The organism is Indolivaga capnocytophagoides DSM 22835 (assembly GCF_000426485.1).
Lineage (GTDB): Bacteria > Bacteroidota > Bacteroidia > Bacteroidales > Dysgonomonadaceae > Dysgonomonas_A > Dysgonomonas_A capnocytophagoides.
On sequence record NZ_AUFL01000005.1, the window covers coordinates 76,866 to 97,448 of the forward strand.

Consider the following 20,583-nt stretch of genomic DNA (forward strand, 5'->3'; position numbering starts at 1 on the left):
AAATTGGTATACCGAAATATTCGGAATACATATAATAAGATAGTTTTAGCACAATATCTCACTCCATTTTATTCTCCCAACCCGGGCTTTTCGGTCTGTTATACTAGTTTCCAGACTTCCATTGTTAGAGATAAGAATTATACTACTCCTATAATATTCAAAAAGAACGTAAGTACGTAGGCAGCCCTCCGACCAGCCTTATTACTTATTTGATTTTTCCTGTATATTATGATAACTGAAAGACTTCTTTCAATTGCATAAAATCTGTTATAATTACATCTGCTGTGGCTCCTTCTTCGTCATCGCCCCACCCTTTGCCCTTCAGCCATACTGTTTGGCATCCGTTTTTGGTGGCAGGCACAATATCTTTCGAATGCGAGTCTCCCAGTACTACAATATTTTCGGCGGGTAAGCCTAAAGCTTCTACACCCAACCCGAATATGGCAGGATCAGGTTTGCGTACTCCTACAACGGCAGATTCTATAATTTTGTCAAAGAATTTGAGCAGACCGAAATCTTCGATCACTGCCTGAACATTTCCATAAAAATTAGAAACCAATACCATCGGATAGCGTTTACGCAATTCTTCCAGAATGGGTTTCTCCTTTTCTATAATGTTCTTGGCAAAGTTATAACATTGATCCGAAATTGCAAGAGAATAAGATTCGGTTTTATCAACATCAGTCAATATTTTATTTTCAACCAGATACTGAAGTTGTAATGTGGCTTTTATTTTCAACAGATCGTTGAAGTTATGCTCGGGTTTTACTACCGGATTCACTGCCAGATAACGCTCTGTATACACATAAGCTTCGCGGAACTGCTCTTTCGACACGGGTACTGCCGCTGCAACATAAGCATCCCACAATACTTCTGCCCAATGCATTCCGTTGCTGTCTATGGTTCCGCCATAGTCGAATATTACACCTTTTATTTTATTCAGATCAAACATTATTGCAATTTTAAACTTTAAGGTCTCAGACCTATTTATTTCAATACTTACCGTTCTTGATATCGGCAGTAAATTCTCTGCATATCTTTTCGTGGCTCATTATCATATGAATAAGAATGATATTCAATATAGTAAGCTCGAAAACGAAATATATCCAAGGTTGTTTTATCAGCACCGAGATAAACAGGGCTATTGCTCGTGTATTGAACGACAAGATATTAGTCCACTTCATAAGAGGCAGGCTCTTTGCTCTGAAGTCTTTTCTAAATTGTTCGGGAGCTGTTTCGCCATGCACCTCTTTCAGAGTTTTAAACATTTTCTGAAATGCTGGTGTCCAACTTTCCTGACCTTTAGTGTAAGCCCGGTAAAGAAACAAGTATGTTTTTTCGAACCAATTGTCTTTCACGCTTATACTATTGTACTTTTCGGTAAGCTCCACCGAATTATCTAACTCGCTACCACCCTTACCTTTAAGAAACAGCAAGTGAATATTTCGGTAATAATCTGCCATAGCAGCCTGCTTGGAATGAAAATATCCGGCAATGATTGCCAACAGCCAGATATATCCGCCGAAAACAGGTTCGAGTCTCAAACAGATACCGATGTAGATAGCTCCAAACCACAGATCGCCTGCAAATCCGTCTAAGGCACGCCCCAGCGGAGAGAAGTTCTTGGTCATACGAGCTAATTGTCCGTCGGCACTGTCAAATGAATTTGCCCAGACCAATAAGAAAATACCCAGAACGGTAATCCATAACTGATCGAAATAGAAACAAATACCAGCTCCTATTCCTATAAATATGCTGGCAATGGTTATCGCATTAGGTGTTACGCCTAACTTCTGAAACAGTAATGCCCAACGATAACCGATAGGACGGTAAAAATATATATCGATAAACTCTTCCGTATCGGTCGACTTGAGTGTCGATTCTAACGATGGTTTATTATTCTCTGACATTGGTTTTTAAGCAATTAAATGAATAAATGATTGTTTGAAATCAGATAAAATTCAAGACCTTATTTCAATTTCTTCTGTACTTGTTTGTGTATACATTCTGCAATTTTAGGAGCTGCTTGTTCGCGGCAAGGAGCAAAGCTGGGCCAGTCGTTAAAATCAATAATTTTAAACGACCCATCTTTAGCAACCACACAATCTCCACCGTATATCTTGACATTCAAGACTTCTCCGGCTTTATCACAGGCTTCCTTTAGTGTTGCTGTCGAGAACGGATACATATTTGCCGCACCGTTTATTTCTTCCAAACCAAACTTACTGTGACTTATATCGAACGGATAGAAATGGAAGAAGAAATCGGTATCCGCTACCCCGTAAAACTTAACAAGGTCACCTACCAGATGTTCGTTTATTACAGCATTAGGTATTCCTCTGAAAGCAAACTCTTTCAGGATCTCTTTCGCCTCAGTTATACTGCGCGCAAATGCCACATCTTCGCGGTGTATTGCATGGAAATCTCCTCTTTTCAGCCAAAAAGCATTCGCTCCAAGTTCTTTTAATTTTTCAGTCGGATCTTCATTCGTATCAATAATGATGCTATCAGGATGGGGAATACCATTTGCGATAAGCATTTCAGTCATCTTGCCACGTGTACAATTTTCTATACCATAGGCAGAATTAACGACTAAAGAACCTTGATTTTCAAGCTGCTTCAACCATTTAATAGTACTCTTATCGCGAGCCATATTAAATATATAATCATCTTTGATATCGCTCAGCACAAACTCCGATTCGGTATAATCCTGCACGTCATATCCCATCTCCCGAAGAGACTGAGCTGTCATGTTATAGATCGTACCATCATTACCAATATGATTCGGCGAATACTTGGTTTGACGCTTTACGCCTGTTAATCTTATTTTAGACATGTTGTTTAGTTATATTGACTTTACTTTTTGATTTTTCCTTCTTGCTTTTATTCTCTCAGAAAAGCTTCCGCTTTTTCTATATCTCCCGCATGATCCACATCAACAATTTTTGATAACGGATATGCCTTTATGAATAAACCGTCGGTAATCAGCTGACGCTGAAAATTTCTCATTCTCGATTGCCCAGATTCCAAGCAGGCCTCCAATGTATCTATCGCTTTAGATGATAATCCGTATATACCTCCCGATATATATTTACATGAACTGGATTTATCCAAAAAGCCTGTAATTTTCATGCCATCATCAACTGATACATAAAGAGGTTTCTCGTCATCTATAAAATCTGTTACCGCCATCATACCATCGACTTCATCATCGGCTATAAACGCCTGTATATAATGGGTAAAATCGTCTTCACGAAAAATCGTATCGACTGTAGTCAGACAAAATTTCCCTTTACGCAAAAAACTTCTAAGCTCGAAGAAACTATGCATCGAACTAGGTGTAGACTTTACTACAATATTCAAAGGAACGTTCAGTTTTATATTTTTAACATACTCCTGAACTTGAGTCATTTCTTCATTTACGATAATACTGATAGATTCAGCATCATTTTTCGCGAAAATATCTATTAGGCGTTGAATCATAGCCACACCATTCAGCTTAACTAATGGTTTGGGCAATGCAACCCCCTCTTGAGCCAGCCGTGATCCTTCCCCGGCAGCAATTATAGCATAGTTCATTCTTCTTTATTACAATAAAAATAACATTTAAGGTCTCAAACCTTAATCGTTTGGTTCTTCTTTGGTCAGATCGAGAGCCTCGTCACCACCTTTTTCATAGTACAACTTACGAAGAGGATTTGCCCGTGCAGAATCGTATTCGGCTCTGTTACGAAATGTGTCTATAGCCATATAAATAGCCTGACGGAACGAAATATCCGAAGCCTCATTTTTACCTGCGATATTATATGCAGTACCGTGAGCCGGTGATGTACGTATGATAGGCAATCCTGCTGTAAAGTTAACACCTTCTTCCATAGCCAATGTCTTGAAAGGAGCTAATCCCTGATCGTGATACATGGCTAATATACCATCAAAAGATGAAAAATGTCCCGACCCGAAAAAGCCATCGGCTGCATACGGACCAAAGCACAATAAACCATCTTCACCCGCTTCTTTCAAAGCAGGTATAATAATATCATTTTCTTCGGTTCCCAGCAATCCGTTTTCTCCGGCATGAGGGTTCAAAGACAAAACGGCAATACGAGGTTTGTCGATATTGAAATCACGTTTCAATGAGTCATTGAAAATATAAAGAGTTTCTTTGATTTTATTACTTGTAATCGCTTCCGATACTTTCGATAACGGCAAATGTCCTGTTACAAGAGCTACCCGAAGATCGTCTTTAGCTAATATCATCAACGATTTATCTCCATTTACGCCGAATTTTTTTTCCAGATATTCTGTATGTCCGGGAAAATGAAAATTGTCCTGTTGTATATTGTCTTTGTTTATGGGTGCGGTTACAAGAACATCAATAAGCCCTTCAGCCAGATCGGCGGTAGCTCTTTCCAATGCCCGTAACGATGAATCCCCCGCCGATTTGGTAGACTTTCCCAATTCGACTTTTACATCATCGGGAATACAGTTCACCATATTTATTTTATTGATCTCGGCATCTTGTGCACTTTGTATCAAATTAAAGGTTACAGGAGGTAAATCCAAAGCTTTGCGATGATAAGCAGCAACTTTTGTAGACCCATAAACAACAGGTATACAAAGTTCTGCGATACGGAGGTCTCCGAATGTTTTAAGAATAACTTCGTAACCTATACCATTGATATCACCGTGTGTAATTCCTACTCTTATCATTGTTTTTATAATATTGTTTCAAATAGATCTGCTCACTTACTTTAATATCTCAAGCCACTGGCTTGCCAGTAACTCGACATACTCGACAAAAGTATGAGCCCCCTCAAACTGATGTATGCTATACTCGGGCTGCCCCTCCACTATCGAAGAGTCAAAAGGAGTATATCCATCCTGTAAATATGTGTACACCTGTTTGGTATCCTTATTATAGAATGTAGAATTACCACATTCTTCGAGAGCGAAAGTTACAAAGTCATCAGGATTAAAAGGATCTACACCTTCCTTTTCGCACTTCTCTTTATAACTTTCTTCCCATCCCCCAAATCCGATTGAGGAATCAGCCAAACAGAAAGTAAAGTTATTATTTTTTATTAAAGTTTCCTTTTTTACTTCGTATGCTTTATCTATCCACCATTGGATAACGCCTCCCAACTCATTTGCCAATAATTGATGTTCGTCAATTATATTACGTCCCTGAGGCACACAATGATCAACTCGGCAAACCCAACCGGCAGTAGATCCATCAGGGCGTGTCCAGATATATTGTCGGAAGCGTAATCCGTGATTTATTTTAAAATCGACTGTCAATGCCTGTTTAAGCAAAGACGACATCTTTGGGAAAGTTTTCGAAAACTCTTCACTGGGATTAAAATGCCCTCCCTTAAATTCAGATAATCTGATATCTTGCCTTTTTGTCATAACATTTCTCCTTTCTTGCTTTTCTCGGTAGATAACATGCCGCATGCCGCAAAAATATCTTCTCCCCGAGAAGCTCTTATTGTACATGTTATACCTTTACTGGTTACAAAGTCCCTGAATTTGACCATCACATCGTTTGTTGATGTTTCCAAATCAACATTGGGGATAGAGTGGAACCGGATAAGATTGACTCTGCAATCCAATCCTCTGATTATTTTCACTAACTCTTTGGCATGTTCTATAGAATCGTTAAATCCCTTGAACATGATATATTCAAATGAAAGACGCCTTTGCTTCGACCAATCATACTGACGTAAAAGATCTAATACCCCCAATAAAGGAAATGCTTTCTCGGCAGGCATAATAGACAGACGCTGATCGGCAAACGGACTATGTAAACTAATAGCCAGATGCGCACTGCTTTCTTCCAAAAATAGTTTCAGTTTAGGTGTAACTCCTGTTGTAGATACCGTTATACGCTTCGGGCTCCATCCGAACCCGTATTCAGAAGTCATTATTTCCAGAGCATTTTTCAACTGACCATAATTGTCAAGGGGTTCGCCCATCCCCATAAAAACGACATTCGTCAAATCGTCCGATTCGTCTACCGAAAACAATTGATTGATAATATCGTGAGATTTAAGATGTCCGGCAAGCCCTTGCTTTCCTGTCATACAGAATAAGCAATTCATGCGGCATCCAACTTGAGATGACACACAAAGCGTAGCTCTGTCATCATCGGGGATCATTACCGACTCGATAAATTTTCCGTTATCTGTTTTAAACAGATATTTGACCGTTCCATCGACAGATCTTTGAAATTCAACCGGATCTGTACGTCCCATATCGTATTTTTCGGACAATAACGCACGGTTGGCCAACGAAATATTAGACATCTCGTCTATCGTTTTGGCCTTCTTCTTATAAAGCCAATCGGCTAACTGGTTAGCTGCAAATTTTGGTAAACCACACTCTTGAACGACCTGTTTGAGTTCGTCTAAAGTCATTCCCAATAAGTGTACTTTGTCTGTCATTTATCTTTTACTCTCAGAGAATAAATACCTGCTCCATTCGCTGGAACAGGCATCTATCAATTATCTTTATTTTTTATAAGCGTTTCTGAATTTCTTCATGAGCCTTCTCAAATCCGGGTTTGTTAAGCAAGGCAAACATATTCTTTTTGTATGCTTCAACTCCAGGTTGATCAAATGGATTCACTTCCAGAATATAGCCGCTGATACCGCAAGCCTTCTCAAAGAAATAGATCAACTGACCTAAATAATATTCAGTAAGCTCAGGAACTTCTATCTTAAGGTTAGGAACCCCACCATCAACGTGAGCTAATTGAGTACCCAGTTCCGCCATTTTATTTACATAATCAACACGTTTACCTACCAAGAAGTTCAATCCATCCAAATCTTCGGCATCAGTAGGTACTTCTACTTTCTGATGTGCATTGGCTACCGATATTACAGTTTCGAAGATAGTACGTTCTCCCTCCTGTATCCATTGTCCCATAGAGTGAAGATCGGTAGTGAAGTCTACGGCAGCAGGGTAAATGCCCTTGTTGTCTTTACCTTCGCTTTCGCCATACAACTGTTTCCACCATTCAGCGAAGAAGTGTAATTTAGGATTGAAATTCACCAAAATTTCGATCTTCTTTCCTTTCTTATACAATTCGTTACGAGTAACGGCGTATTGTTCTGCCAAATTCTTTTCGAATGGTACATCGGGAGTCGTATTTTTCTCCATAAATGCTGCTCCTTCAACCAATTTCTTAATATCGAATCCTGCGACAGCGATAGGCAGCAAACCAACCGGAGTCAATACAGAAAAACGTCCGCCTACATTATCAGGTATCACATACATTTTGTAGCCTTCTTTTTTAGCTAAAGTATGCAATGCTCCACGAGCGGCATCAGTTACCGCAACTATGCGGTTTTTAGCAACTTCTTTTCCTACTGAATCTTCCAGTTCTTTTTTCAGAATACGGAAAGCCAAAGCAGGTTCAGTTGTTGTTCCTGATTTCGAAATATTTATGATACCGAATGATTTGCCTTTCAAAAAAGCAAGTAATTCGGCGATATAATCTTCACCTATATTTTGTCCGGCATAAACAACGACCGGATTTTTGCGGTCTTTTTGTAACCAATCGAAAGAGTTAGAAAGAGCTTCAATCACAGCTTTTGCTCCCAAATAGCTGCCGCCGATACCTACTACTACCACTACTTCGCATTGCCTCAAAGTATTGGCTGTAGCCTGAATATCTTCAAGATGAGCTGCTGTTATCGATGTTGGCAGATTCAACCAGCCCAAGAAATCGTTACCTTTACCCGAACCTTTGTGTAATACTTCGTTATACTGTTTTGCTAATGCTGCTTTACCTTCGATTTCAGCTTTGCCTACAAATGACAAAACCTTATCTAAATTTAAGCTAATAACCTTTTCCATAACTAGTCTTTATTATTATATTTAATGATAAGGTCGCAGACCTATTTTTATTTCAAAATTTCTCTCAATCTTTTTATTTCGGCACGTGCGGGAGCTTTTTCATACAGAATATTATATACCGTATCGGCGATAGGCATATCAACATTGTAGCTTTCATTCATCTCCATAATACACTTTACACCATAATAACCTTCAGCTATCATTTCCATCTCTATCTGAGCAGCCTTTACAGAATAACCCTTACCGATCATTGATCCGAATGTACGGTTGCGGCTGAAACTCGAATAGCAAGTCACCAGCAAATCGCCCATATATGCAGACTCGTTGATATTTCGGTTTATCGGAGATACAGCTTTTACAAAACGTTCCATTTCGGAAACTGCGTTTGAGACTAATACCGCCTGAAAGTTATCACCGTACTTAAGTCCATGGCATACTCCTGCTGCAATTGCGTATACATTCTTTAAAACAGCTGCCAACTCGATACCGATAACATCGACGGAAGTAGATGCTTTCACAAAACGATTATTGAAAACATCAGCTACAACAGCCGCCTTACTCCGATCGGGACAGGCAATTGTTGGATAAGTCAGACGCTCCAAAGCTATTTCCTCGGCATGACAAGGCCCTCCGACTATCGCTATATTTTCGACAGGGATACCTTGGTACTGAGCCAAATAATCTGTCACAACCAGATTTTCGGGAGGTATAATTCCTTTTATTGCAGATATAATAAATTTATCCTTTAGTGAAACTGTCAACTTATCCAAATGGCTTTTCAAAAAAGGAGACGGCACAGCTAATATGATAGTATCCGAATTTTTAACCATCTCATTTATATCCGAATAAAAAGTTATCCGATCAAGATTGAACGGTACATTTGACAGATAAGATGGATTATGTCCGACCTTGATAAAATCTTCAATCTGGTCGGGACGACGCATATACCAATTGATATGAGTTTCACGGGTCAACACTATTTTAGCCAGTGCTGTAGCCCATGTTCCTCCTCCAAAGATTGCTATTTTTCCCGGAATTTTCATTTCTTTATATTCAGGTTCAACAATATAAGGTCACAGACCTATTTGTTATAATTAATACTGCTTTAAACATTCTTTTTTATTGTATACAAAATTTCTTTAAGAGCAATATTAATTGATCCCGCTAATCCAAGCCTGTATATCTTCATCTTTTGGGTTAGTCAATCCCAATTTATGCTTTTTATTTAATTCACATAGTTCCTGACGCAATTTATTAGGATTAGCCTCTTTCAGTTCTTCCACCAATAAGTATCCAGCCTTTTGGATTGCACCAACCCATTCTTCGGGAATACCGACTTCTGTATATTTAGATAAAGCATCACGCTTTACGACTTTCTCAGGTCTCATTTGAGGAAACAACAATACCTCCTGAATAGAAGTCTGACTAGTCAGCAACATAACAAGACGATCCATGCCGATCCCCATTCCTGATGTTGGAGGCATACCATATTCGAGAGCTCTTAAGAAATCCTGATCGATAAACATCGCCTCATCATCTCCCTTTTCTGACAATCTCAACTGATCTTCAAAGCGGCCTCTCTGATCAATCGGATCATTTAATTCCGAATAAGCATTAGCCAATTCTTTTCCATTAACCATGAGTTCGAAACGTTCTGTCAGATCCGGATTATTACGGTGACGTTTACATAAAGGTGACATTTCGATTGGATAATCAGTGATAAATGTTGGCTGAATATATGTTCCTTCACATTTCTCGCCAAAGATCTCATCAATCAATTTGCCTTTTCCCATTGTTTCATCCTGCTCAACACCCAGTTGTTTACAGACTTCACGAAGTTGGGCTTCATTCATTCCGGCAATATCAATTCCGGTTTTCTCTTTAATGGCATCAATCATTGTCACCCTTTTGTACGGTGCTTTAAAGTTAATCGTGTTTTCACCGACTTTCACTTCGGTTGTACCCAATACATCCAGGCATATTCTTTCGAGCATTTGCTCTGTAAATTCCATCATCCAATTGTAGTCCTTATAGGCCACATAAATTTCCATTGCCGTAAATTCAGGATTATGAGTACGATCCATTCCTTCGTTACGGAAATTTCGCGAAAATTCATATACACCATCAAAACCTCCGACAATCAAGCGTTTCAGATATAATTCATTAGCAATACGAAGATATAAGGGTATATCCAAGGCATTATGATGAGTTATAAAGGGACGCGCAGATGCTCCACCGGGAATTCCCTGTAGAACCGGTGTATCAACTTCGAGATAACCTCTCTCATTGAAAAAATTACGCATCGAATTAAATATCCTGGTTCTCTTTACAAATATATCTTTTACACCGTCATTCACGACCAAATCAACATAGCGTTGACGATAACGCTGTTCAGGATCAGTAAATCCGTCATATGTTACTCCATCTTTTACCTTCACAACAGGTAATGGACGTAACGATTTTGATAATACTGTCAAACTCTCGGCATGAATAGATATTTCACCCATTTGTGTACGGAATACATACCCGGTAATACCGATAAAGTCTCCTATATCTAGTAATTTCTTAAATACAACGTTATATAAGTCTTTGTTTTCATCGGGACACAAGTCATCTCTCGAAATATATACCTGAATACGACCTTCAGCATCTTGTAGTTCGACAAATGAGGCTTTACCCATGATACGGCGTCCCATAATACGGCCGGCTACTGATACCTGACGTTTTTCGGGAGCATCGTCACTGAAGCTCTGTTTTATTTCGGTTGAATAAGCATTGGTTTCGTACAACGCCGCAGGATATGGTTCGATACCCAATTGACGCATTTCTTCTAAACTGTTTCTCCGAACGATTTCCTGTTCGCTTAAATCAAGAATACTCATTATGTTCTAATCTGATAAGTAATTACTATTATCATTCCAAGGTCTCATACCTTTTTTGACTTTTGCCAGCACAATAGCAACAGATAATTACTGTTTTGAATACGACATTAAAAACTTCCCGTTACTATATTATATGACCTCAATAAATATTTGTCATATATTTTTGCTGACTATATATGCCGATTTTCAAAGATTCATCTATCTAAAAAATAGCAAGGTGTAAAATTACAAATTATTAAGGTTACTTTTATAAATAAGCAAAAAAAAGAACAAGGCTTTGTTTTATTCCTTATTCTTTTTTAAGGTCTCAGACCTTTTATTTCGTTATTTTGCAATCGATTCAATCACTGCCATGAATCAAAACAGACGTTGTTGAATTCAATAATTCTAAAATCCGATTAAAAGTTTACCTCAAAATCTTTTCAGCCATACTTTTAGCTTTTTGTATTTCTTTCTGGTCTTTTGAATTACTAATTCCATATGCCGACAACGCGGGTATCACCAAATTGGTTCCTATCGGAATGCTATTTGGATTAGTTATCTTACCTTTGTTAGACTGATATATGTAAACCCAATAATCGCCATTACCATAATGTTTCGTGGCTAGATTTCGTAAAGTCACACCTCTCCTAATAACATCGTATTGCGTCTTAGCTACATTAGTCTCTACTTTAGGCTGCTCCTCCACTTTTTTTGTTTTTGGAGGATAACGCTGAATATATTGCTGAGCCTTATTTATCACATCGATTTTTAGATTATCTGAAATTCGTCTATCCGGCATATGAGCAGGTGTAACAGAATCATTAACTGTCGGCAGCACCTTAGTTTGACGATGGACAGAGTCTGAGATTACAGGCTGAGATTTCAAAGAATCTAACAAAATCGTTGCCTGAATCAACGTATCATCTTCCTGATCCAAAAGAGGTAAGGTATCCGATGTTGTCAGATTATGCCGATTCAATTTGCTTTCATAATCATACTTCACATTGAACATAGGAATTACATTATACCCGACAAAACCTAATATAATCAATCCTAATATAACCCAAGGCAAAGTTTTTTTTATCTTCTGCCCCAAAGTAGGCGCATAATAATCATGGTATGGAATATCCACATCATCTATCGTTTCTGTATAAGAAACACTCCGGGTTGATGCGGGCTTATTATTAGCTATATGGTTTATATTCTTTGAATCATTATTCACATTTGAAGCGTCCCCATCCATAGACAAATCAACAAAATCATCATCTGTTATAATCGCCTCCTCATCCTCGGGAAAAAGAGGTCTTTCAGGGTCTTCTTCAGAATACACGACTTTTGAGGAAGAAATATCTTTGTGATCCTTTATACGATCAGCATCAGAATGCGATATGTCTGATTTTTCCAAGTCGATATTTACGGTTTTAGAAACCGATTTCGAATAAGAAACAACAGGCGGAGGCAAAACAATATCTTCTTCTGTTTCAATTTCCGAATCATGATCAATATATACCAAGTCCTCTTTTTGCTCTTTACTATCCGGAGCCGAAATAGGGTCAATATAACGTCTTTCTTTAGTCTCTGATTTGACTTCCTCCAATACAGGCTCACTGTCTGCTTTATCCTGATGAATGACATCCAAATCATCATCAATAATATGTTCTTCTTCCTGATGACTTTCGAAATCGTCATTTTCCGAAGTTAAGATATCTATCTTTAGTTTCTCTTCTTTAAACTTGTGACTATCCGATTCTACTAAATCCGACTTTTTCTCACTATCTTCTATGGGAGACGGAGAAACAACAGAGCCCTGATAGTCATTTTTAGGAATAGTTATCGTTATCGAATCTGAGGTATTAGAAGACGTTGCAGTGTAAGTATATACAAAAGATTGATTAAAAGAAGGATATTGAGGAACTGATACAGCAGAAGTATTCTCTCTGTCTTTAACTTCAACAACTGATTCCTCGACACTATCTTTTACAATTATCTGTTCATCCGATTCTTTAGAGTCTTTTGCTTCTATTTCAACAGCATCAAGCTCATCATCTGAAACTTCCTCGGTTTCAGGTATATCTATAATATATTCCTTTTCTTCGGATTCACTGTCCGAATTATCATCAGAATCAAATGAAACATCAAAGTTCACTCCATCTTCGAGTAATATGGTCTCGAATTGAGAAAAAGGCTTATTTACTAAATTTTTAAGAGTTTTATCGGGGATGAAACTTAATTTCGAATGTGCCCGTATTTCGATTTTTTCTCCGGTGTTGACATCTACACTTTCACGGCTGCTGACCATGACTAGTTTGAATGTTCCAAAATCTTTGATTTTCACCGAATCATTTTCGAATATACGATCCAATATAAGCTGGAATAGTTCCCTGAAAAAAGAGTCAGCTTCCTTCTTAGTTATTTTCGACTTCTTGGCCAGAAGGTCTACCAAGTCTTGAAGAACTAATTTATTGCTCATTATCAGATAACTTTTTTAATTTGTCTTTCACTACTTGTCCGGGGCGGAATGCCGGGGTAATCTTCGGCGGCACTAAAAAGCGTTGTTTTGAAACCGGATTCACCGAAACCCGTTCCTGCCTCCTCTTTGTTTCGAACAAGCCGAAACCTTGAATATTTATCGAATTAGAATTCGCTAAGTTAGTATTTAGTATCGAAACGGCATCTTCTAATACCGATGCTGTTTGGTTTTGAGTCCAATCCAAACGTTTCGAAAGCTCGGCTATCAATTCTTTGTTTGTCATAAATTCATAGGTTTCGTGAGACCTAAATATTATACAACAATATCCCCATAAAGATCAAAGGGGGCAGCACCAGAAATGCTTATGTTGTATATCTCCCCAATTTTTAATTTTATATTTTTGGAAACCAGTACTTCGGGATCCACCTCTGGCGAATCATATTCAGTACGGCCTATATAATAATCTTCGTCTTCCCGGTCTATTATAACCCGAAATACTTCTCCTATTTTCGATTCATTAGACTCTAATGCAATCCGCTCTTGAGCAGCCATTAACACATCCATTCTTTCTTGTTTAACACTTTCCGGAACGTCGTCTTCATACTTCTCATAAGCATATGTTCCATCTTCATTTGAATAAGGAAATGCACCCATACGCTCAAACTTTGCGTCTTTCACAAACTGCAATAATTCAGCAAAATCCTCTTCCGTTTCACCAGGATGTGCAACCAAAAAAGTCGTTCGGATATGTATACCTGGTACTTCCTTCCGAATACGGTCTATAAGATCTATTGTATCCTGTTTCGATATCCCTCTTCTCATCTTAGTCAGCATATTATCACTAATATGTTGGAGCGCAATATCCAGGTATTTACAAACATTATCCCTTTCTCTTATAACAGGTAAAACATCGTAAGGAAATTTTGAAGGATACGCATAATGCAAACGAATCCATTCTACACCTTCGACATCAGCTATCTGATTAATCAACTCGGCAAGCTTTGCTTCTTTATACAAATCTATGCCATAATAAGATAAATCCTGAGCTATAATCTGAAATTCTTTAACTCCCTGCTTGACGAGAGAAACCACTTCTTTTACAATCTCCTCTATCGAACGAGATTGATGATGTCCGGTCATTATAGGAATAGAACAATAAGAACATGCCCTGTTGCAACCTTCAGATATTTTCAGATAGGCATAATGAGACGGAGTTGTTAAAGTTCTCTCATATTCAACATCTTTTCGAAAAGACTTCCCTAAATCTGCCATCAGACCTTTCCATCCGAATTTACCGTAAAACTTATCCACTTCCGGTATTTCAGCTTTCAGCTCTTCCATATATCTTTCGGAAAGACATCCCATAACGAATAGCTTACTCAACTTTCTCTTTTTCTTAGCATCTGCAAATCCTAGAATCGTGTTTATAGATTCTTCTTTTGCATCACCAATAAAGCCACAAGTATTCACAACTACAATTTCGCCTTCGGATTTTTCGGGATCATGTTTCACCGTATATCCATTGGCTAATAATTGTTTCATTAGCATTTCCGAATCTACCAAGTTCTTCGAACAACCTAATGTAACAACATCTATCCGATTCTTTTTCATTTATTTAAGAGAGGTCGCTATTCTACAAAATATCTGCAATGTATAACAAAGCAACTTCAAAGGTAACACAAATTAATGACCAAACAAGGAGTCAACAAATTCTTTTCGCTGAAAAACCTGCAAATCATCAATACCTTCACCCAGCCCGATATACTTCACAGGAATCTTAAACTGGTCTGAAATACCTATCACAACTCCCCCCTTAGCCGTACCATCTAATTTGGTTATTGCCAAAGCGGTAACATCAGTTGCAGCTGTAAACTGTTTAGCCTGTTCAAAGGCATTCTGTCCGGTAGAACCATCCAATACGAGCAACACTTCATGAGGTGCTCCGGGTACGATTTTACTCATTACCCCTTTTATTTTGGATAATTCATTCATCAACCCTATTTTATTATGCAAACGACCGGCAGTATCAATAATAACAACATCTGCATTATTGGCCTTAGCGGAACTGATTGCATCAAATGCTACAGATGCGGGATCTGCTCCCATAGATTGTTTCACCACAGGCACACCCACCCGTTCTCCCCAAATCACCAATTGCTCTACAGCCGCAGCTCTAAAAGTATCAGCAGCTCCAAGATACACCGATTTTCCGGATTTCTTAAACTGATTTGCTAATTTCCCGATTGTAGTTGTTTTTCCAACCCCGTTTACTCCAACCACCATAATTACATAAGGCTTGTGATCGACAGGTAAGGAGAATCCATCGGAATTATCACCTGAATTATTCTCGGTTAGGAGTTCTACAATTTCTTCGCGAAGAATCTTGCTTAACTCCTCTGTATTTACATATTTATCTTTAGCTACACGCTCTTCTATACGCTCTATTATTTTCAATGTAGTATCCACCCCGACATCAGAAGTTATAAGGACTTCTTCGAGATCATCCAGAACACTATCATCTACTTTAGACTTCCCTACGACAATACGAGAAAGCTTCGAAAACATACTTTCCTTTGTTTTCTCGAGCCCCTTATCCAATGTTTCTTTTTTCTGTTTCGAGAAGAAGTCTAAAATACCCATATCTTTTTATTAAATTGTTGTTTGTATTCTTTTAAATGCAAAACATAAATCTTTAATAGATTTAGTACAAATCTACTAAAGTATAAACAAAAAAACCTCCTTACAAATTTCTGAAAGGAGGTTTTTTTAATATTTTTAACGAAATTATTTCGCGAAATAATCTTTTACAGATTCGTTTGGAACCATTTCTTCTTTAAATGTATAAGCTCCTGTCTTAGGAGACTTTACCATTTTGATCACTTTTGCATAATTACGACCATCTTTTGATGATGGGTCGCGGTATCCTGCGACGGTCTTCTTTGCCATGGTTTTATCTTATTTTACTTTATTTCTTTGTGTACTGTCATTCTCTTCAAGATAGGGTTGTATTTTTTCAACTCCAATCTTTCAGTTGTGTTTCGTCTATTCTTTGTAGTGATATATCTAGATGTTCCTGCAAGACCACTTTCTTTGTGTTCTGTACATTCTAATATCACCTGAACTCTGTTGCCTTTTGCTTTCTTTGCCATTTCTTAGGTCCTCCTCTTAAATTTAAGCTTTCAAATATCCTTTTTCTGCCGCATTTTTCAACGCTGCATCCAAACCAATTTTGTTCACTGTACGAAGACCTGCAGCTGAAATATTTAGGCTAATCCAGCAATCTTCTTCTACCCAATAGAATTTTTTTCTAAATAGGTTGACATTGAATTTTCTTTTCGTTTTCTTATTTGAGTGCGAAACATTATTGCCAACCATAGCCTTTTTTCCTGTAATCTCACAAATCTTGGACATCGCTATTTATATTTATTTTTTTATTTACTTTATTTCCTTGTCGCAGTAAAACAGGGTGCAAAATTAAAGTTTTTTTTGGAAAGAACAAATTTTTAATCATTAATAACTCAAAGTTTTTCCTTTATTTTTCTGATTCGGTTCCTTTTATGATTTTTGGTCGGATTCTGAGTCAAAAAAATAATTTATTTAAACATTGCCTCTGTTCGCAAAGAAGAAAGCCTTAGACTTTAAAATCCCATTCCTAAATCTATATAAAAACGCCCTCCGTCTTTTGATCCAAAATAAGAAAATTTACCTGTATACTTTTTGAAAAAAGTCAACCAGAAGCCACCTCCACATGATGAATGCCACTTCTTGGATTTTTCGTCAGCATACCAAACACGACCGTAATCGAATCCGCCAAAAACCCCATATAACACTGGTGTAAATGGATTCTCCAATCGACCTAAATCGAATCGTAGATCAGAAAACTGATACATAGACTGCTTACCTATGAACCGATTATCGCGATACCCTCTCAGTTTGGTCGTGGCAGCCTGATAAAATTCATACTTATCGGTAAATAAAAGGTTGCCAACAACCTTTGTTGCAAAGGTAATACGATCGGAGATTTTTAAGTTTATACCGGCATTTCCTTTCCAATAAGTAAAATTTCGATCGGCATGCCCTAAATTCAGTTTCCATCCTAGTGTTGTCGAGAATTCGACTTTTGAAACGGCATCTCCAAACTTTTGAGATATCTCGTATGTCAACCCCAAGTCTACAAATGTCTTATTTTTAAATATCTGATCGCCATGTTCATATACATGATTGATAAAACGGCTTTCATCGTATTTATCTTTCAACTGAAATAATTCGAATGCTGCAGTTCCGATAAAGCGTTGCCAGTCATTTAATCTCCAATATAAAGACGGAGCAATATTATATCGGTCTATTTTCACCTGATTATAACTGTTCTTTTCATCTTTATATCCGGGAGTCTGGTTGCCAAAACCGAAAAAATTATAGAAATTATTCGGAGTTGTCAACGATGCCTGTACTATAAGATTGAACCGCTCATCAAAAGGAGGAAAAAATCCCAAATAAGAAAATCCTTCGAGGTAATTATAACCCAACCTATGCCGGTAAGTATAAGGAACCCTCTTAAATCCGTACATTGTATAGGTCAAATATGCGCCCAAAGACAGACCTAAATCTGAATCATATATCCCCATTGGAGTAAAATCAAGAGTCTTGTACTTTAGTTTCTCATAATCATATTGATGAACATTTTCCACATCCGTCAGCATCATTCCTGCTCCCTCCAAAGCATCCCGGGTTTTATTATGCTCTTTGTAATCGTATATTTTAATATTATTACCATCATGCAGATGATAAGCATTTTCGCCGTTGCCGCCTATCAGTAATAATGGTTTTGCATATTTACGGTCTCCTCTCTGCACAAAGGAATCATCACCATCCAAACCATATATCCAAATCTCTTTGCTTCGCTTATTGAAATTTTTTCGATATAAAAAATTATCAGAATCTCCTGAAAATATACTTACAGATAAAGAGTCTCCTGAAAATTGGTCTATTTCGAAACGATCATTTTCCACTGTACCTACAATAACCGGTGTTGTTTGCAGGATATTGTAGTATTTTTGAGCAGCCTGTACCAGCAGCTTTTTTCGTTTCTTAAAGTTTGATTTGAGAGCCTTGGTATCAGCGCCTTGAATTTCTTTAGGGAAACGTTGAAATGCTTCATCTATTTTCTTATCTGTCAACTCTTGTTGTATAAATTTTGCCTGATTAATCCAAACATCACCTCCACTTCTGCTAGATAAAGCTACGTCTAGAGCAAAACTCAAAGAGTTACTTTTTTTCATTTTCTTAAACTCTCCATCATAGCTTGAAATACTCCCCAAATTAAGAACCCCCAGCATGGATTTCAGAAATATTCCATCCACTTTAGTAAATGCCTGCCCACGATCTAAAACTATCGGCGAATAGATAAGACTGTCTCCTGACTGTTTTTCATACCACATCCAATTTTCCGGCACTTTGTTCCAGTCTCCGATCAGCATATCCAACAACCGTTCTCTTACATATTCGTCCTGATTAACAAAATAAGACTTGCTGTCCTGTACCTTTTTCAAAACCTCTTCTGTTGTAAATACATGTGAGTCGGTATTGTATTTTTTCAGATCATATATAGCCACCAACCTGTCGCTTATACATGAACCATCGGCTATAGTATCAACTGTAGCACCTTTCGGCAGATAATATATCTGAGGATTGAATGAAGCCAACCCCAACTGATCGGCTAAGCGGTCGGCTACTAAAAATGCATATGGATTCGTTATCGTATAAGCATCTCCGATAAACTTATCGAGATAAGTTTCTTTAAAATCATTCTTATTATATATATCACGAAAGAAAGCGGATTGCATAAATGTCGAAGATCCTCCTACAACCCTGACCAGAAAGAGATCTCCTGCTCCATTTCTCATAAATAAACCGTGTATATGAGGAATTTGCCTCTCAAGTACCAATCCTCCTTCAACTTCCGACAAATCAAGTGTTTTTGCGAGTATCGGCTTTATATACATATCCCTGTAATGAATACCCCAGAGCTTATTATATAATGATCCGTGTTGCAACGCCTGAGGCGCATATATCGATTTCTTTACAAACTTACCATTTGCAATAGAATCGGCTCCTTCCGAAAGTTGAGCTCTTAGTTGAAATGGATTCAACAAAAGCAGAAAACTCCACACGAAATAAATTTCAGCTCCGATCCTCGTAATATTTTTTTTATAACTCATAGAAATCATTTACTTATCCCTAAACTCTCTATAGACTTGACTGTTCAACCGCAAGTTATAAAGTAATTCAATTAAAATGAACACAAACATACCCGAAAATGTTTCTTCGCTAAACTATTTTGTATTTTTGTACGTCAAGAAAAAGATAAGGTCACAGACCTTTTTATTGCTTTGGAAAGTATAACAGCCTAATTCTGTCACACTTGAAAATGCATCATTAAATACTCTCATTTACTTACATGCAAAATAAACCATATAAAGAATTCGGAGATTTTCTGAATACTCATTTCCCTTATAAAGTACAAAAAATATCCATTAATGCTGGTTTTACCTGTCCGAACAGAGATGGCTCTAAAGCTGTCGGCGGATGCACCTATTGCAATAACCAGAGCTTCAGTCCCGGCTATGGAGGCAAACAAAGATCTGTGACAGATCAGCTCCGCGATGGCATAGGATTCTTTGCACATAAGTATCCTGAAATGAAATATCTGGCATACTTTCAGTCATATACAAACACTTACGATAACATTGATAAATTAATAGCATTATATGAAGAAGCATTATCTTTTCCTGATGTCGTTGGAGTAATAATAGGAACACGTCCGGACTGTATGCCTAACGATTTGCTCGAGTACTTTGCCGAACTAAACAAACGAACCTTCCTCATGATCGAATACGGTATAGAATCGACCCTCGACTCGACTCTCGAATTCATTAACCGTGGGCATACATACGCCGAAAGTGTAGATGCCATAAGACAGACTGCCGCTAAAGGAATCTATACCGGAGCCCATATGATACTGGGATTACCGGGAGAAACCAGAGAAGACACACTCTCTCATGCAGACAAGCTGTCAGCACTCCCTCTTACAACGTTGAAGATACATCAGCTCCAGTTAATAAAGGGAACTGCCATGGCAAGACAATATCGAGAACATCCCGAATGGTTTAACCTGTTTGAAGTCGATCAATACATCGATCTTTGTATAGATTTTGCAGAACGCCTGAATCCGGATTTTATTATCGAACGATTTGTTTCCCAGTCTCCAAAGTCATTGTTAATTGCTCCGGATTGGGGGTTGAAAAATTTCGAGTTCACAGCTAAAGTCCTGAAAAGATTTACAGAACGGAATACATGGCAAGGCCGATTATATAAAAAAGAATCTTAACC

General features: G+C 37.8%; 19 protein-coding genes. 1 reads left to right on the forward strand and 18 read right to left on the reverse strand.

From position 1 onward, the window contains the following. Positions 1-226 precede the first annotated feature (226 nt). From K322_RS0102055 to K322_RS0102140, 18 genes are all read right to left on the reverse strand, one after another. Positions 227-952 (reverse strand): HAD family hydrolase, encoded by a 726-nt coding sequence (locus K322_RS0102055; protein WP_026625367.1) that lies wholly within the window; start codon positions 950-952, stop codon positions 227-229. Positions 953-992: 40 nt separating this feature from the next. Beyond that, entirely contained in the window at positions 993-1,910 is a 918-nt protein-coding gene (locus tag K322_RS0102060; protein WP_026625368.1) for a CDP-alcohol phosphatidyltransferase family protein, read from the reverse strand. A 59-nt stretch (positions 1,911-1,969) separates the two neighbouring features. After that, positions 1,970-2,836, reverse strand: a complete 867-nt coding sequence (locus tag K322_RS0102065) for an ATP-grasp domain-containing protein (RefSeq protein ID WP_026625369.1) — start codon at positions 2,834-2,836, stop codon at positions 1,970-1,972. A gap of 47 nt (positions 2,837-2,883) precedes the next feature. Further along, positions 2,884-3,579 carry a nucleotidyltransferase family protein gene (locus tag K322_RS0102070; RefSeq protein WP_026625370.1) on the reverse strand — a complete coding sequence of 232 codons (696 nt, stop codon included), beginning with the start codon at positions 3,577-3,579 and terminating at the stop codon, positions 2,884-2,886. 42 nt (positions 3,580-3,621) lie between these two features. Continuing rightward, the gene (gene pdxA, locus K322_RS0102075) at positions 3,622-4,722 is read right to left on the reverse strand and encodes a 4-hydroxythreonine-4-phosphate dehydrogenase PdxA (RefSeq protein WP_026625371.1); all 1,101 of its coding nucleotides are present in this window, start codon (positions 4,720-4,722) and stop codon (positions 3,622-3,624) included. 24 nt (positions 4,723-4,746) lie between these two features. Next, positions 4,747-5,409: a hypothetical protein gene (locus K322_RS0102080; protein ID WP_026625372.1), complete on the reverse strand. Its 663-nt coding sequence runs from the start codon at positions 5,407-5,409 to the stop codon at positions 4,747-4,749. Continuing rightward, positions 5,406-6,443, reverse strand: a complete 1,038-nt coding sequence (rlmN, locus tag K322_RS0102085; RefSeq protein ID WP_026625373.1) for a 23S rRNA (adenine(2503)-C(2))-methyltransferase RlmN — start codon at positions 6,441-6,443, stop codon at positions 5,406-5,408. The genes K322_RS0102080 and rlmN overlap by 4 nt, the downstream gene beginning before the upstream one ends. 73 nt (positions 6,444-6,516) lie before the next feature. Continuing rightward, a complete protein-coding gene (locus K322_RS0102090) occupies positions 6,517-7,860 on the reverse strand; it encodes a glucose-6-phosphate isomerase (protein WP_026625374.1) in 1,344 nt (447 codons plus the stop codon). A 47-nt stretch (positions 7,861-7,907) separates the two neighbouring features. Further along, positions 7,908-8,903, reverse strand: coding sequence for an NAD(P)H-dependent glycerol-3-phosphate dehydrogenase (locus tag K322_RS0102095; RefSeq protein WP_026625375.1), 996 nt, complete (start codon positions 8,901-8,903; stop codon positions 7,908-7,910). 108 nt (positions 8,904-9,011) lie between these two features. Then, positions 9,012-10,742, reverse strand: a complete 1,731-nt coding sequence (lysS, locus tag K322_RS0102100; protein ID WP_026625376.1) for a lysine--tRNA ligase — start codon at positions 10,740-10,742, stop codon at positions 9,012-9,014. Between the two features lie 406 nt (positions 10,743-11,148). Beyond that, positions 11,149-13,194 carry an HU family DNA-binding protein gene (locus tag K322_RS20070; RefSeq protein ID WP_051290568.1) on the reverse strand — a complete coding sequence of 682 codons (2,046 nt, stop codon included), beginning with the start codon at positions 13,192-13,194 and terminating at the stop codon, positions 11,149-11,151. Next, positions 13,184-13,477 carry an HU family DNA-binding protein gene (locus tag K322_RS0102110; protein WP_026625377.1) on the reverse strand — a complete coding sequence of 98 codons (294 nt, stop codon included), beginning with the start codon at positions 13,475-13,477 and terminating at the stop codon, positions 13,184-13,186. Before K322_RS0102110 ends, K322_RS20070 begins: the two co-directional genes overlap by 11 nt. A gap of 29 nt (positions 13,478-13,506) precedes the next feature. Further along, a complete protein-coding gene (rimO, locus tag K322_RS0102115) occupies positions 13,507-14,805 on the reverse strand; it encodes a 30S ribosomal protein S12 methylthiotransferase RimO (protein ID WP_026625378.1) in 1,299 nt (432 codons plus the stop codon). 72 nt (positions 14,806-14,877) lie between these two features. Then, the gene (ftsY, locus tag K322_RS0102120) at positions 14,878-15,834 is read right to left on the reverse strand and encodes a signal recognition particle-docking protein FtsY (protein ID WP_026625379.1); all 957 of its coding nucleotides are present in this window, start codon (positions 15,832-15,834) and stop codon (positions 14,878-14,880) included. A gap of 144 nt (positions 15,835-15,978) precedes the next feature. Beyond that, positions 15,979-16,140, reverse strand: a complete 162-nt coding sequence (locus K322_RS20525) for a DUF4295 domain-containing protein (protein ID WP_073357331.1) — start codon at positions 16,138-16,140, stop codon at positions 15,979-15,981. A gap of 14 nt (positions 16,141-16,154) precedes the next feature. Further along, a complete protein-coding gene (rpmG, locus tag K322_RS0102130; protein WP_026625380.1) occupies positions 16,155-16,343 on the reverse strand; it encodes a 50S ribosomal protein L33 in 189 nt (62 codons plus the stop codon). A 22-nt stretch (positions 16,344-16,365) separates the two neighbouring features. Beyond that, positions 16,366-16,605: a 50S ribosomal protein L28 gene (gene rpmB, locus K322_RS0102135; protein WP_026625381.1), complete on the reverse strand. Its 240-nt coding sequence runs from the start codon at positions 16,603-16,605 to the stop codon at positions 16,366-16,368. Between the two features lie 227 nt (positions 16,606-16,832). Then, on the reverse strand, positions 16,833-19,412 hold the full coding sequence (locus tag K322_RS0102140) for a BamA/TamA family outer membrane protein (RefSeq protein ID WP_035331184.1): 2,580 nt from the start codon (positions 19,410-19,412) through the stop codon (positions 16,833-16,835). 239 nt (positions 19,413-19,651) lie between these two features. On the opposite strand from K322_RS0102140, the gene K322_RS0102145 reads away from it, so the two are divergent. Then, positions 19,652-20,581 carry a TIGR01212 family radical SAM protein gene (locus K322_RS0102145; RefSeq protein ID WP_026625383.1) on the forward strand — a complete coding sequence of 310 codons (930 nt, stop codon included), beginning with the start codon at positions 19,652-19,654 and terminating at the stop codon, positions 20,579-20,581. Positions 20,582-20,583: the final 2 nt, after the last annotated feature.

What these genes read in the sequence shown, in the direction of transcription:
- K322_RS0102055 (WP_026625367.1), bottom strand. Translation starts at nt 952, where the DNA reads ATGTTTGATCTGAATAAAATAAAAGGTGTAATATTCGACTATGGCGGA.
- K322_RS0102060 (WP_026625368.1), bottom strand. Translation starts at nt 1,910, where the DNA reads ATGTCAGAGAATAATAAACCATCGTTAGAATCGACACTCAAGTCGACC.
- K322_RS0102065 (WP_026625369.1), bottom strand. Translation starts at nt 2,836, where the DNA reads ATGTCTAAAATAAGATTAACAGGCGTAAAGCGTCAAACCAAGTATTCG.
- K322_RS0102070 (WP_026625370.1), bottom strand. Translation starts at nt 3,579, where the DNA reads ATGAACTATGCTATAATTGCTGCCGGGGAAGGATCACGGCTGGCTCAA.
- K322_RS0102080 (WP_026625372.1), bottom strand. Translation starts at nt 5,409, where the DNA reads ATGACAAAAAGGCAAGATATCAGATTATCTGAATTTAAGGGAGGGCAT.
- rlmN (WP_026625373.1), bottom strand. Translation starts at nt 6,443, where the DNA reads ATGACAGACAAAGTACACTTATTGGGAATGACTTTAGACGAACTCAAA.
- K322_RS0102090 (WP_026625374.1), bottom strand. Translation starts at nt 7,860, where the DNA reads ATGGAAAAGGTTATTAGCTTAAATTTAGATAAGGTTTTGTCATTTGTA.
- K322_RS0102095 (WP_026625375.1), bottom strand. Translation starts at nt 8,903, where the DNA reads ATGAAAATTCCGGGAAAAATAGCAATCTTTGGAGGAGGAACATGGGCT.
- lysS (WP_026625376.1), bottom strand. Translation starts at nt 10,742, where the DNA reads ATGAGTATTCTTGATTTAAGCGAACAGGAAATCGTTCGGAGAAACAGT.
- K322_RS20070 (WP_051290568.1), bottom strand. Translation starts at nt 13,194, where the DNA reads ATGAGCAATAAATTAGTTCTTCAAGACTTGGTAGACCTTCTGGCCAAG.
- K322_RS0102110 (WP_026625377.1), bottom strand. Translation starts at nt 13,477, where the DNA reads ATGACAAACAAAGAATTGATAGCCGAGCTTTCGAAACGTTTGGATTGG.
- rimO (WP_026625378.1), bottom strand. Translation starts at nt 14,805, where the DNA reads ATGAAAAAGAATCGGATAGATGTTGTTACATTAGGTTGTTCGAAGAAC.
- ftsY (WP_026625379.1), bottom strand. Translation starts at nt 15,834, where the DNA reads ATGGGTATTTTAGACTTCTTCTCGAAACAGAAAAAAGAAACATTGGAT.
- K322_RS20525 (WP_073357331.1), bottom strand. Translation starts at nt 16,140, where the DNA reads ATGGCAAAGAAGACCGTCGCAGGATACCGCGACCCATCATCAAAAGAT.
- rpmG (WP_026625380.1), bottom strand. Translation starts at nt 16,343, where the DNA reads ATGGCAAAGAAAGCAAAAGGCAACAGAGTTCAGGTGATATTAGAATGT.
- rpmB (WP_026625381.1), bottom strand. Translation starts at nt 16,605, where the DNA reads ATGTCCAAGATTTGTGAGATTACAGGAAAAAAGGCTATGGTTGGCAAT.
- K322_RS0102140 (WP_035331184.1), bottom strand. Translation starts at nt 19,412, where the DNA reads ATGAGTTATAAAAAAAATATTACGAGGATCGGAGCTGAAATTTATTTC.
- K322_RS0102145 (WP_026625383.1), top strand. Translation starts at nt 19,652, where the DNA reads ATGCAAAATAAACCATATAAAGAATTCGGAGATTTTCTGAATACTCAT.